At 48.2% G+C, this 13143-nt stretch carries 16 protein-coding genes; 9 read left to right on the top strand and 7 right to left on the bottom strand.

From position 1 onward, the window contains the following. Window positions 1-180 precede the first annotated feature (180 nt). The 3 genes from BR62_RS0112695 to BR62_RS0112690 all read left to right on the top strand — a co-directional run bounded on the left by BR62_RS0112695 (window position 181) and on the right by BR62_RS0112690 (window position 1263). A complete protein-coding gene (locus BR62_RS0112695) occupies window positions 181-387 on the top strand; it encodes an alpha/beta-type small acid-soluble spore protein (protein WP_014417315.1) in 207 nt (68 codons plus the stop codon). A gap of 101 nt (window positions 388-488) precedes the next feature. Beyond that, window positions 489-614 carry a hypothetical protein gene (locus tag BR62_RS19880; RefSeq protein WP_007610363.1) on the top strand — a complete coding sequence of 42 codons (126 nt, stop codon included), beginning with the start codon at window positions 489-491 and terminating at the stop codon, window positions 612-614. Window positions 615-642: 28 nt separating this feature from the next. Continuing rightward, window positions 643-1263: an NAD(P)-dependent oxidoreductase gene (locus BR62_RS0112690; RefSeq protein ID WP_007409246.1), complete on the top strand. Its 621-nt coding sequence runs from the start codon at window positions 643-645 to the stop codon at window positions 1261-1263. 39 nt (window positions 1264-1302) lie between these two features. Here BR62_RS0112690 and BR62_RS0112685 read toward each other — a convergent pair whose 3' ends face one another. Both BR62_RS0112685 and BR62_RS0112680 read right to left on the bottom strand, forming a co-directional pair. Further along, on the bottom strand, window positions 1303-3324 hold the full coding sequence (locus tag BR62_RS0112685) for a multidrug resistance ABC transporter ATP-binding protein/permease BmrD (RefSeq protein ID WP_032871087.1): 2022 nt from the start codon (window positions 3322-3324) through the stop codon (window positions 1303-1305). Then, window positions 3321-5078, bottom strand: coding sequence for a multidrug ABC transporter ATP-binding protein BmrC (locus BR62_RS0112680; protein ID WP_007409248.1), 1758 nt, complete (start codon window positions 5076-5078; stop codon window positions 3321-3323). Before BR62_RS0112680 ends, BR62_RS0112685 begins: the two co-directional genes overlap by 4 nt. A gap of 421 nt (window positions 5079-5499) precedes the next feature. On the opposite strand from BR62_RS0112680, the gene BR62_RS0112675 reads away from it, so the two are divergent. Continuing rightward, window positions 5500-6000, top strand: coding sequence for a universal stress protein (locus BR62_RS0112675; RefSeq protein WP_015417134.1), 501 nt, complete (start codon window positions 5500-5502; stop codon window positions 5998-6000). 38 nt (window positions 6001-6038) lie between these two features. Here the strand turns inward: BR62_RS0112675 and BR62_RS0112670 are convergent, their stop codons facing one another. Further along, a complete protein-coding gene (locus BR62_RS0112670) occupies window positions 6039-6590 on the bottom strand; it encodes a hypothetical protein (protein WP_032871085.1) in 552 nt (183 codons plus the stop codon). Window positions 6591-6698: 108 nt separating this feature from the next. Here BR62_RS0112670 and BR62_RS0112665 point away from each other — a divergent pair, with 108 nt between their 5' ends. Then, a complete protein-coding gene (locus BR62_RS0112665) occupies window positions 6699-7283 on the top strand; it encodes a TetR/AcrR family transcriptional regulator (RefSeq protein ID WP_012117186.1) in 585 nt (194 codons plus the stop codon). A 41-nt stretch (window positions 7284-7324) separates the two neighbouring features. Here the strand turns inward: BR62_RS0112665 and dat are convergent, their stop codons facing one another. Beyond that, window positions 7325-8176 carry a D-amino-acid transaminase gene (gene dat / locus BR62_RS0112660; protein WP_014417308.1) on the bottom strand — a complete coding sequence of 284 codons (852 nt, stop codon included), beginning with the start codon at window positions 8174-8176 and terminating at the stop codon, window positions 7325-7327. Between the two features lie 256 nt (window positions 8177-8432). On the opposite strand from dat, the gene BR62_RS0112655 reads away from it, so the two are divergent. Then, window positions 8433-9281, top strand: a complete 849-nt coding sequence (locus BR62_RS0112655) for a polysaccharide deacetylase family protein (RefSeq protein ID WP_020955576.1) — start codon at window positions 8433-8435, stop codon at window positions 9279-9281. Window positions 9282-9313: 32 nt separating this feature from the next. On the opposite strand, the gene BR62_RS0112650 is transcribed toward BR62_RS0112655, so the two are convergent. From BR62_RS0112650 to BR62_RS19580, 3 genes are all read right to left on the bottom strand, one after another. Then, window positions 9314-10045, bottom strand: a complete 732-nt coding sequence (locus tag BR62_RS0112650) for an NAD-dependent protein deacylase (protein ID WP_369878810.1) — start codon at window positions 10043-10045, stop codon at window positions 9314-9316. Between the two features lie 63 nt (window positions 10046-10108). Further along, complete coding sequence (locus BR62_RS0112645) at window positions 10109-11224, bottom strand: mechanosensitive ion channel family protein (RefSeq protein ID WP_007409256.1); 1116 nt, start codon at window positions 11222-11224, stop codon at window positions 10109-10111. Window positions 11225-11387: 163 nt separating this feature from the next. After that, complete coding sequence (locus BR62_RS19580) at window positions 11388-11492, bottom strand: YhdX family protein (RefSeq protein WP_003155299.1); 105 nt, start codon at window positions 11490-11492, stop codon at window positions 11388-11390. Window positions 11493-11661: 169 nt separating this feature from the next. Here BR62_RS19580 and BR62_RS0112640 point away from each other — a divergent pair, with 169 nt between their 5' ends. Genes BR62_RS0112640 through crcB form a run of 3 tightly spaced genes read left to right on the top strand, consistent with a single transcriptional unit; the run spans window position 11662 to window position 13131 of the window. Then, window positions 11662-12378: a glycerophosphodiester phosphodiesterase gene (locus BR62_RS0112640; RefSeq protein ID WP_007409257.1), complete on the top strand. Its 717-nt coding sequence runs from the start codon at window positions 11662-11664 to the stop codon at window positions 12376-12378. Window position 12379: 1 nt separating this feature from the next. Further along, window positions 12380-12775 (top strand): fluoride efflux transporter FluC, encoded by a 396-nt coding sequence (locus tag BR62_RS0112635; RefSeq protein ID WP_032871083.1) that lies wholly within the window; start codon window positions 12380-12382, stop codon window positions 12773-12775. Beyond that, entirely contained in the window at window positions 12772-13131 is a 360-nt protein-coding gene (gene crcB / locus BR62_RS0112630) for a fluoride efflux transporter CrcB (protein ID WP_007409259.1), read from the top strand. Before BR62_RS0112635 ends, crcB begins: the two co-directional genes overlap by 4 nt. The last annotated feature ends 12 nt before the right edge of the window (window positions 13132-13143 follow it).

The raw sequence follows: 13143 nt of genomic DNA, 5'->3' as shown, positions 1-13143 counted from the left end.
TCCGCTATTTACCACACCGTTTTCCGAATGAGATGCCGTTTGATTCACCATAATACGTAGTACAAAGCGGCAAACAGCATTGGGTGAAGCCAAGCTGGCAATGGTTTTCGTTCCGAAAATCATCGGCTGGTGCAATTCCAGCAAACCCAACCATACTACTTTATAAAGGAGATCATACAAATGGCAAACAACAACTCTTCAAACCAACTAGTAGTACCCGGCGCTGCTCAAGCAATCGACCAAATGAAATACGAAATTGCTTCTGAGTTCGGCGTAAACCTTGGCGGAGAAACAACTTCTCGTGCAAACGGTTCTGTCGGAGGAGAAATCACTAAACGTTTAGTATCTTTCGCACAGCAGAGCATGGGCGGCCAAGGCGTACAATAACTCAATAAATGGCTTACAGAAGGCGCGGGATACCGCGTCTTCTTTTATGCCGTCACCCTTTTTTCCTATTCCACATACCCTAGGAAAAAAGGAGGGAAAACATGTCATTCATTGCCTCAGTCAATTGGGAGCTGTTTCAGTTCGTAAGTGTTTCTTTGGTCAATGAATATGTTGCCCACCATTTCCCGTTTATTCACAGGTATTCTTTTCCCCGCTGCTTTGAATGATATAATGAGCGGCGAGGAGGTTTTTTACATGAACATCGCTTTACTCGGAGCAACGGGAAGAGTCGGACAGGCTTTTATAAAAGAAGCGCAGAAACATGGACACATGGAGATATTCGCTCTTGTCAGATCAGCCGGAACAGTCCTTCCCATTCCTGAAAAACAAATCATAACAGGGAATGCGAGGCGGCGGGAAGATGTAAGCCGATTGATTTCCAAAGCGGACACAGTCGTGAGCTGTCTCGGCACGGACGGTGACGATACCCTTTCAGCCGCTATGACCCATATAATAGACAGCATGAAACGGCATCATGTTCAGCGTCTGATTACGATCGGCACCGCGGGTATCCTTCAATCACGGCTTATGCCTGATCAATACCGGTTTGAATCGGCAGAATCAAAACGAAAATCAACAAGAGCCGCAAAGGAACACGCCCGCGTATACGAGATGCTGCTGGCAGACGATCTTGACTGGACGATCATTTGTCCCACCTACCTTCCTGACGGAGACGCTGCCGGAGTTTACCGGTTCGAACAGGATCGCCTTCCTGAAGACGGCGCTGAAATCACCGTCGGAGACACGGCGCACTTTCTGTACCGTGAGCTGATCAGCCCGCAGTTTGTCAGAAAACGGGTGGGACTGGCTTACTGAATGAAAAAAAGGGCGAATCTTTAGATTCACCCTTTCCGATTACACCGCGGACTTCGCCGTTCCTTTCTGCAATTCATACATTTGGTGGTACTGCCCCTTTTGCGCCATTAATTCGTCATGGCTTCCCTTTTCAATAATGCGGCCCTTTTCCAGCACGAGAATCTGGTCTGCGTGTCTGATCGTGGAAAGCCGATGGGCGATAATAAATGTCGTGCGCCCTTCTTGAACGACTTGCAGCGCTTTTTGAATGACTGCTTCTGTTTCGGTGTCAATGTGCGCCGTCGCCTCATCCAAAATTAATATGGCCGGATCGAACACAAGCGCTCTTGCAAAAGAAATCAGCTGACGCTGGCCTGAGGACAGTGTGCCGCCTTTTTCGGTAACGGGCTCTCTGATGCCCTTAGGCAGGGATTGCAGAAGACTTGCGGCGCCGACTTGGCGAAGCGCTTCTTCCGCCTGCTCCAAAGAAATACGCTGATCATCGAGTGTCACATTGGAGCCGATCGTGCCCGAGAAAAGATACGGGTCTTGCAGCACAATGCCCATATGCGACCTCAGCTCCTGCCTCGACATGCCGTATATGCTTTTATTATCCAGCAGGATATCTCCTTTTTGGGCATCATAAAAACGGAACAGAAGATTCAGGATGGAGCTTTTGCCGGACCCTGTATGGCCGACGAGGGCGACCGTCTCCCCTTTTTCAGCTGTAAAGCTGATGTGTTTCAGCACCTCTTCTCCCTTTCGATATCCAAAAGAAACATCGCGGAATTCCACAGTTCCTTCAGCCTTTCTGTCTGCGGGAGCGCCTTCTTCTTCTGTTTCCTCCTCCTGTAAAAGCTCGAATACTCTGGCGGCAGAGACACGGGCCAATTCAAGCTTCGAAAATTGGTTGACAATCCCCGTAACCGGCTGGAACAAACGGTTTAAATAATCAACAAACGCGTATAAAACGCCGATCGAAACAATTCCGGCCACACTCAGACTCGCGCCTCCGAAATACCATATCAGCCCGACAAACGCCAGATTGCGCAACACATTGACAAGACTGTGGGACATGAGGGAATTTAAGGACAGCATTTTGTTTTTGTAGCGAAAATGAGCTTCATTCAATTCTTCAAATTCCTTCATCGTTTCCTTTTCGCGGCGGAACGCCTGAATAATCGGCATTCCTTGAATGGATTCGTTCATTTTCGCATTGATGTTACTGTTAATGGAACGGATTTTTTGGTTGAAGACGGATGCGTATTTGCGGTACACAACCGACCAGATCATTAAAATCGGAATAATCAGCAGGCAAACGGCGGCCAGCCTGACGTCAAGCATAAACAGCGCCGTAAAAATGCCGAGCATATAAACGCCGCTTGTGATAAATGTCGACAGCACCGTTACATATAAATCCCTGACCGCTTCTGTGTCATTCGTAATGCGGGCCACGACTTTTCCGGCAGGCAGATTATCAAAGTAGCGGATCGGCATTTTCTGAATGTGTGAAAATACATCCTGCCTCATGCGCTGTATGATCCGGTTCGCTCCCATCTGCAGCAGATAATGCTGGCCGTAATGAAAACATACGGAAAACATGAGCAGTCCCGCGTAAATGGCGGTCAGCGTCAGCAATCCTTTTATTTCGGGACGGTAAAATTGAAAAATCTCCTGTCTTGATAACGTAATGGCGGGATATGACCTGCTTTCTTTACCGTTTGATATTGTCAGCCGGCCGTCAGACACCGAACGGTTTCCGTCAAAACTGACGGGACGGTCAACAAAATAGTAGCCCGCACCGACTTGATAAATGTGCGCCTCTCCGGTTTTGTCCGTCCCCGGTTTGAGCCGGTCCTCCCTCACATAATCATGCCCCCGGAACCTGACGGCGCCCGGATCGTCCGCAGAGGCTTTAACCCATGTTTTTTCAATGCCGAGAATGTGGTCGTCAATCATTTTTTTTCCGATAAACGGGCCGGTCAGCTCAGTGCCGACCGCAATAATGAGCAGGACGACCGCCCATATCAGCAGCTTCTTATATTGAAGCGCGTAATTCCATAATCTTCTCCCGGTCTTCATGCGCCCGTCCCCCCTTCTTCAAGAGAGGACAGCTGCTGCCTCTCATATTGTTTTCGATACCAGCCGTTCTGCGCCAATAGCTCCCGGTGCGTGCCTCTTTCAGACACCCGGCCTTCATCCATGACGAGAATGAGATCTGCGTGTTCAACTGCCGAGAGCCGGTGGGTGGTGATAATCGTTGTTTTATGCCGGCGTTTTTTACGGATGCTGTCAATGATGGCGGCTTCCGTTTTCGCGTCTACGGCAGATAGCGAATCATCTAATATGAGAATGTCAGGATCGGTCAAAAGCGCTCTCGCAATTGAGATGCGCTGCTTTTGTCCGCCAGAGAGCGCTACGCCCTTCTCGCCGACAAGCGTCTCAAGCCCGTCGGAAAGCATGCCGATATCGTTTTCAAAATGCGCATCTTTCAGCGCGCTGCCGATTTCCTCTTCGTTTGCATCCTGCCGGCCGTAAAGCAGATTCTCTTTTACAGTCTTCGAAAATAAAATATGATCCTGCGGCACATAGCCGATCCACCCGCGGAGCTCCTCAAGCGGAATCTCCTGAATCGGAACGCCTGTAAACGTGATTGCTCCCGCACCGGGCGGATATTCACGCAACAGCTGCTTAATGATCGTCGTCTTTCCGCTTCCCGTCTTCCCGACGATGCCGAGCGTCTGCCCTTTTTCTACGGAAAAAGATACATCAGAAACCGCCGGTCCCGCTCCGCTCGGATACGTGAAAGTCACTTGTTCAAAAACAAGACGCCCGGGCTCCTTGATGCCGGCGGGGTGCTTGGGTCCTGTCACGTCTGGCTCATAGGAAAGCGTCTCATTGACACGATCCAAGGAGGCATTTCCGCGCTGCATGATATTGATTAATTCTCCGATCGCAAACATCGGCCAGATCATCATTCCGAGGTACACGTTAAACGATACCAGCTCTCCCAGCGTCAGCCGGTTTTGAAAAACGAGATAAGCGCCGTAGCCGAGACCGATGAGATAGCTGAGGCCGACGAGAAGTTTTACAGTCGGTTCAAAAAGTGAATCGATAAACGCCACCTTCATGTTTTTCTCATATACATCCGCCGTCATATCACCGAACCGGCTGACATCATTTTTTTCCTGTACGAAAGCCCGGATGACCCGGACGCCGGATACCGACTCCAGCACCTTGTCATTTAATGATCCGAAAGCATCCTGCGCTTCCGTAAACCGCTCATGGATCTTTTTTCCGTACAGGCTGACCGCAGCCGCCATTATCGGCAGCGGAATAATCGCGGCAAATGTCAGCTTCCAGCTGATGAGAAGCCCCATTGTCAAAAATATCGTCAGCATATACATCGTTGAATCAACGAGCGTTAAGACCCCAAAGCCCGTCGTCATACTGACGGCCTGCAAGTCATTTGTCCCCCGCGCCATTAAATCGCCCGTTCTGTATTTCTCGTAAAACGGCGGTGACATTTGAAGAAGCCTTCCCATCAGCTTTGAACGGAGAATCTTCTCCATGACATTCGCCCCGCCGAAAAGCTGATACATCCAAAAATAAGACAGTAAATAGACGGCTGCCGTTAATGCGAGAAAAACACATATGTAAAACAGCATCCCGCTTTTTGTAAACACGCCCGCCTTCATATCGTCTATCGCGTTACCGAGAAGTTTAGGCGGAAACATTTCAATGACATTCACAATCAATAACAGAACAATCGCTGTCGTATAGCGCAGCCAATAGGCTTTAAAAAACCACGCGAGCTTTTTTAATACAGTAAACAAATACCGTCATCCCCTTTCATCAATCAGCCGCCCTCAAGCTTTTCCGGATTGTTTTTCATTGTTTTCGCTAATACCGCCACATGCATCACACCTGTCTTTCTTTCATTTTTTTGTATAAAAAAAGACATGAAGCCTCAGCTCCATGCCTCTTATTATTATAAATAAGGTACAGACCCGCCGTTTATGCGCGACTGCCCCGTTTTTAAGCAAATGTTCAGAAAACGGAAGCTGTATGGGAGTCACGCCGGTATTCAGCTGAAGATGAGTTGACAAGCTTTAGTTTTGACATGATCCATACCTCCTTTTTCCCTATATTGTTCCTTCATCATATAAACAAATCCTTTTTTTGTCAATGCAGGTTTTACATTTCTGCCATTCGGGTATTGTAAAACAAACCTTTTTTACTGAAAGGATGAGGCCGATGTTTCACGCGGACCGGTTGATAGCAGCTTTTGACGGAAGTGATGATAGTAAAAAAGCGCTCCAAAAAGCCATAGACCTTTCAAAAACATTTCACGCGGATTTAACGGTCGTACATTCCCACAATGCAAAAGATACCCAGACGATTGTTGATCCCCCGAGGCCGGGAGCCGGGGCAACGTATATCGGCGGCGGGATTGCAAGCGTTCCTGACCCGCTCCAGGCGGAAAGAATCTCCCCTGATCCGATGATTTATGAAGACCGTACGGAAGAAATCGTTGCGGAAGCGAGAATGCTGATGAACGAAAGCCAGATTGACGGGGATATCGACATTTTAGAAGGTGATCCCGCTGATGCCATTATCGAGCATGCCGACCGTATATCGGCGGATTTGATCGTCATGGGGAGCCGGGACCAGAACAGGCTGAAAAAACTTTTATTCGGAAGCGTCAGTGAAAAACTGTCATCGAAATCCGATATTCCCGTGCTGATCGTAAAATAATTCTTTCTGTAAAGCAGCTTAATCAAAAGCTGCTTTTTTTACAGCTCCCGGCTGTTTCTTCTTTTTTTCGGCATCACAAAAAAACTCGCCATGATCAAAAAATCGATGCATAATACGACAGACCAGCCCTTTAACAGCTTGCTGAGAGCTTCGGTGCGGGAAGCGTCCTGAATGAGAAATACCGTTCCGGCTAAAAGAACGCCGCCGATGGCAAACGCTAATACATGTCTCCCCCACCCTTTTGCATAATGTTTGGCATAATCCAGCCCGTACCGCTTGACCGGTCTTGCCCCTTCCTTGACCACATAATAGCGGAACCGCTCATCCGCCCATTGAATCATGCTTTTCCCGAAGGCGACAGACACTCCGATATAAATGGCCGCCACCGCATGCGCCATAGTCGCCGCCGCCCCTCTGTATAAATCAGCTGCGGCCGCCAGAAACAGTACGGCATCCAATAAAGGAATGAGAGCGAAAAAAAACATTCCGAGCTTTTGCCGCCTGAATATATAGCGCGCCGCCAATCCAAAGATGACAGCCGCCCAAAAAGCAGCCTCACAAATGACAATCAACCAAGCAATCGCGTTCAATCCGGTTCCCCCTTATCGTTTTCTAAAATGCATTGTATCACTGCTTTTTATTTAATACAACTGTATTACAAAATTGCAAGAAAAAATATTTCCTGTTACACTGGAACCATGCCTAAAATAATCGATCATGAAAAAAGAAGAAAACAAATAGCCGAAGCCACTTGGCGGACGATTTTGGAGCGGGGAATGGAAGGAGCGACAGTGAGAAACATCGCCCAGGAAGCGGGTCTTTCTTTAGGCGCGCTGAGGCACTATTTCACCACCCAGGATGAGCTTTTAGGGTATGCGATGACACTCGTAAAAGAAAAAGCGGCCGCCAGAATTAACGAAGTTGCCATGAAAGATCTGCCGCCGAAAGAAAAAGCGGTGCGTCTGATGCTTGAAATCATCCCGACAGATGAAGAAACGATGGCTGAAATGGAGGTATGGTTCGCTTTCACAGCTTATGCCAGACATAAGGGAGAAGAGTTTCAACCCCAGCAGGACGGGATCTTAGCATATATCCGCGGTCTGATTGACTGGCTGGATGAAAATAAGCTTCTGAAACCGAATCTTGATAAAGAGATCGAAGCGGAGAAAATGTACGCCATCGCCGACGGATTGGCGCTGCATGCCATGCTTGAACCTGAGCGTCTTTCAAAAGAGAAGATCTCCCGTGTGCTCGTGCAGCATATCGAATCTCTTTTTATCTGACTGAAGCAAAAAGGCCGGATGTGTTCCGGCCTTTTTTCAGCTTATGACTGAACGCCGAGCTCCTGCTGAATGTGCGACTGAAAAGCCTCCTGAATCGTTTTGGCTACAGGTCCCGGCGCTCCGCTTCCGACCGGTTTCCCGTCAAGGGTTACGATAGGGATTAATTCAGCCGTCGTTGACGAGATGAAAATTTCATCCGCATCCCTGAGTTCGTCTTCGGTAAGAGCCTTCTCCCGCACCTCAATCCCGTTTTCTTTCATCAGCTCTAACAGTTTCATCCGCGTAATGCCGTTTAAAATCAGCTCATTTGCAGGATGCGTCCGGACAGTGCCGTTTATGACGGCGTATACATTGGAAGAGGTTCCTTCCGTGACCGCTCCGTCCCTTATCAGCACCGCTTCATAAGCGCCTGCTTCATAGGCTTTTTGTTTAATCATCACATTATACAGTAAATTCAGACTCTTAATGTCACACCTCAGCCAGCGTTTGTCTTCCGCCGTTATGGCCTGCGCTCCGGCTTTTTGTTCATTTTCCGGTTTTTTCACTGAAAAGGTGTATGCAGTCGTCTGCGGTTCCAAACCTTCGTCATACTGGTGCTTGCGCGGCGCCTTCCCTCTCGTCGTCTGTATATAGACCCCGCCGTCAATGAGTTTGTTTTCCTGTACAAGCTTTTGCAGATCCCATTCTATGTCCTCTGCGGAGAACGGCAGGGTGATGCCGATTTCTGCGGCGCTTCTGAAAAGACGGACGATATGCTCACGCAGACCGAATAAGGCACCGTTATACACTCTGATGACCTCATACACACCGTCACCGAATTGATATCCGCGGTCCTCAATATCAACTGCCGCTTCTTCACGATCAATCAACTGGCCGTTTACTAATGTCTTCATGTAAACCCTCCTCATCGTTATCTGCCGTGATGTGCATTCTCAGCTGTTATTGTCAACTATTCTATCATACTGAACGAGCCGGCTGCGGAGTTTATTTTTTTCTTAAAATCTTATTATTCGACATCTTTTCTATGTCTTTTCCAGTTTTGTTCCTGTATACTTGATTCGACATACATATGCTGTTAACTTATGGCACTTCGCAAGCCTCCGCTGTTATCGGCATTATGCAGAAACTTATGCTACTGGAGAGATTGTTATGCGCAACACAAAAGAAGGTGCTTCCCCTTCTCTGTTTTCATTGGCTTTTAAACTTACGAGTTTAGCAGTTTTGTGCGGACTGCTTCTGGTAATCGTCATAATGGGATATTCCGCTTCCGCCGCAAAAAACAAACAGGTCACCGTGACCGCAAACGGGCAGCTTCGGGATGAAGCAGAAAGCCTGCGGCTGAAAAATGATTCTCCCGACGTCTTAATGAAACATTTGCAGAGAGAGCGTGACCCAGGAAAAAAAACGGTATATTTAACCTTCGACGACGGGCCGTCTCCATATACTGAACAGCTGTTGAATGTATTGAAGGCAAATGGCGCAAAGGCCACTTTTTTTATGCTTGAACCGCGGATGAAAGCCTATAAGCATTCCGTGCAAAGAGCGAAGCAGGAAGGAATCGCGCTCGGCCTGCACGGCGTGACGCACGATAATCACCTGTTTTATCAAACACCGACATCACCGCTGAACGAAATGCAGCAGGGACGCGATACACTCGAGGCAATCACCGGAGTAAAAACGGATCTTGTCCGCACGCCTTACGGCAGTAAACCGTCATTGACGGATGCCCAGATTAAGAATCTCGAAAAAGACGGATTCGTGTACTGGGACTGGACGATAGACAGTGAAGACTGGAAGTACAAAAACGCACGGTACGTGCCGGAAGTATTGAATCAGCTCGCATATTTGGAAAGCGTTCATACGAGCAGGCCGCATGTCATTTTAATGCACGATCTGCCTGCGACGGTGCACGCTTTGCCGAGCCTGATCCAAAAACTGAAAGCCCAGGGCTACTCCTTTGATGTTTTGACGGATCAAATGATTCCCGTCCATGAATAAGAAAAGCCGGATCTGTATATGATCCGGCTTTTTTATGTCGCGGCGCTGATCCGTTTTGCAAATTCACCGATCTTCTCATGGATGACAAGATCAAATAAATGGTCGCAATATGTCGGCTCAAGGTTAATGATCACCTGCTTCAAACCGGGAATCCGGCCCGCATCCTCAGGGACAAACCTTGCCGGCGCCACTTCAAGCGAAGTGCCGATCACAAGAAGAAGATCAGCTTTATCAAGCTTTTCATAAAGGGTTTCAAAATGCTGAACGAGATCGCCGAACAGCACGACATCCGTTTTTAATACGGTGCCGCATACCGCATGATCACCGATTTCCGCCGTACATTCCGGCACTTCGTCCTTCAGCAGATGAGAAAGCCCGTAGCGCGCTCCGCAGCGGGGGCATGCGGCGGTCTGAATTGAACCGTGAAGCTCATAGACACTGCTGCTTCCCGCTTTCTTATGCAGCCCGTCAATATTCTGCGTGAAAATGTCTACCTGCTTTCCCCGCTTTTCAAGATCCGCCAAATACGTATGGCCGGCATTCGGCTCATAACTTCCGCTCATTTTCATCTGAAAGAGCTGTTTGAATTTAGGCCAGAATTCACGCGGACGGCGTTCAAAGGATTCCCTGCTCATCGCTTCCATTCTGGAGGTGTCTTCGGTCCATATACCGCCCGCCGAACGAAAATCAGGAATGCCGGATTCCGTGCTCATTCCCGCTCCCGTCAGCACCACGATACGTTCCGCCTGATTGATCAATGTCATAAACGCTTCCACTCTTCCACCGCCTTTTCTTTTTATCATATCATGAAAAAAGAACGGCGCCTGTTATGCCCGTTCTTTTTCTCCGGAATGATCCTTCACATGAACCGGATCATCGTGGCTTTTCTGTTTTACGAATACATTCTGGCCCGGATAGGCGAATTCCACGCCTTCCTCAGCAAAAATATCAATAATCCGGCGGTTGATATCCTGCCGCACGTCCAAGCTTTCCGCCCAGACGATGGTCTTTGTGTAAAAGTTGAAAAACAGATTATAATAGCTGTCCGCAAACACGTCAAAGTTAACCATAATCGTATCATCATGCACGCCTTCATGTTCACGAAGCATTTCTCTGAGCCTTGTGATGCACCGCTCTAAACGATCAATCGGCGTCGCATAAGAAACACGAACGGAAAACGTGACCTGGCGCTTCGTCATCCTCGTCCAGTTTGTGATGGCTTCCATGGACAGCGTTGAATTGGGCACGGTAACAAGCGCCCCCTGCGCCGTCCGGAACCTTGTGCTTCGGAATGTGATATCTTCAACGCCCCCCGTCACAGATGACGTCTCGACCCAGTCGCCGATCGTAAACGGCTTTTCCGTAATGATGATAATGCCGCCGAAAAAATTGCTGATCGTATCTTTAGCCGCAAGCGCGAAGGCCAATCCGCCAAGTCCGAGTCCGGCCACGAACCCGTTTACATCATAATTGAATTCCTGCGCGATCACACTGACGCTGAGCGCGAGAATGACAAAGCGCAGCACCTTGGATAAAAACGGCGCCAAAATGTCATCCATATCAAGCTCAAAACGCTGATTGACTTTATGAAATAAAAACGAAGACGCCGATGTCAGATTGCAAAGCCCCCAGGCGATCAGCGCAACGATCAGAGAGCGGTACAATTTTTTGACAATGTCCATCTGCCCGTCTAAAAACGGCGAATACTCAATCGCCAAAAACAGACCCAGCGCCACGAAAAACCATCTGGCCGGCTTGTCAAACGCTACGGCAATCTGTTTGAATATGTCGGTTTTCGGCTTGTTCGCCAATTTGTAAATGAGCTGAAAAAAGTATTTGACAAACAGTTTTCTCAAAACGAGAAAAGCCGCTAAAATTCCGATGCTGATACTGATCTGCAAAATATGGTCAAGAGTAAAAAAGCTCTGAAATTGTGTCATCATGGCATATGCTCCTTTGTCTTGTCGAAAATCTATTATACTAAAACATTCGGACATCAGCTTCTTTTAATGTCTTTAGGCAGCCTGAAAAACCCCGGCATCAGAGCACAGCCGGGGTTTTTCACACATTCGTTCATCTTTCAGCCAGATACAACAGGGTCAGGCACTATTTCTTCTTTGATTGTGTCTGTTTCAGGAGAGTCGCTTTTTGGATTTCAGCATCGGTTTCGGCCTTAATTCTTTCTTCCACTTTCAATCTCCCTTTTCCCATGATCTCGCCTCCTTTTTGCCATTATAAATCATCACTGCGGATTGTAAACCGAAAAAAGCACTATCTTTATTCCAAAAAAATACTGTTTCGCACATTCACCAGTTTGAATCGCTGTGCATATACGAATCTGATATAATAACAGAAATGCCCATGAGGGGAGCTGACAAGCTTGTATACCATCGCTCATCGCGGCGCATCCGGTTACGCGCCCGAAAATACATTTGCGGCATTTGATATCGCTGCCGAAATGAACGCTGATTTCATTGAGCTTGACGTCCAGCTCACAAAAGACGGCCAGATTGTCGTCATCCATGATGACAAAGTCGACCGGACGACGGACGGCTCCGGTTTTGTAAAAGATTTTACGCTGAAGAAGCTGCAGTCTCTGGATGCCGGCAGCTGGTATGGGGCTGAGTTTAAAGGGGAGCGGATTCCCCTGCTCGAAGAGGTTCTGAAGCGTTATCATTCTGAAATCGGATTTTTAATTGAACTGAAAGGGCACGTTTCTCAAGTCGGTCTTGAAAAAGCAGTCGGCCAGCTGTTAAGCAGGTTTTCCTTTTCCATCCACCCTATCGTTCAATCATTCAGCCTCAAGTCAATTCAGACCTTTCACGACATGTATCCGTCCGTTCCGACTGCAATAATTGCAAGACCCAGCTTCGGGATGTTTTCCAAAAGCCAGCTGGCCGCCTACAAATCAGCCGTAAATTATGTCAATATTAAATATACCCGCCTGAATCGGTTCTTGATTTCCACCGCTCACAGACACGGCCTGAAAGTATTTGCCTGGACGGTCAGAAATCAAAAGACGGCCGAAAAACTGCAAATGATGGCAGTTGACGGCATTGTAACTGATTTTCCGGATTTTATTTCTAAGGATGGCTGATATGAAACAATATATCGCAATTTTTATCGGAGGCGCGCTTGGCGCATTGCTCCGCTTTGAAATGAGCGCGCACATTCCCAGCGGTTCTTTCCCGGCGGCCACTTTCCTCGAAAACGCGGCGGGAAGCCTTTTACTCGGTCTTATTACGGGTTTATTCATCATTCGGGCTAAACGCCCTCTTTTGACCGCCTTTTTAGGAACCGGTTTTTGCGGAGGTTTCACGACGATGTCAACCTTCGCAAAAGAAACCATTTTTCTGCTGCAATCGTCTCCCGCAGCGGCTTTTTGTTATGCTGCCGCGACATTAGTCTCTGGCATTGCCCTTGCATGTGCCGGCATTTTCTGGGGACGGCGGATTGCCCTTCACGCAGCGGGAAGGGGGCATGATACGCCATGACGATCGTCCTGATGCTTATCGCAGCGGGTATCGGAGCGATATTACGTTCTCTGCTGGGTAAAACAATTTCAGAAAGAACAAAAGGTTTTCCGATTCCGCTTGGCATGGCTGCGGTCAACCTGCTCGGCTCCTTCGGCCTCGGCATGTTCACCGGCCTGGGCCTGGATAATCCTTCTGCCGGCATCATCATCGCGACGGGCTTTTTCGGTGCGTTTACGACCTTTTCCACGTTCAGTATTGAAGCCGTGCAGCTGATGATGAACAATCGCATAAAGGAAAGCCTGCTCTACATCGCTGTTTCAGCAGCCGGAAGCCTTTTGGCGTTCTGGTGCGGCTTTGTTATGATATCCATTTAAAAAAACCTTGAG

Source organism: Bacillus sp. UNC69MF, from assembly GCF_000746035.1.
Taxonomy (GTDB): Bacteria; Bacillota; Bacilli; order Bacillales; family Bacillaceae; genus Bacillus; species Bacillus velezensis.
Note: the sequence above shows the minus strand (reverse complement) of the source record. Positions and strands in the feature narration are given on the sequence as shown.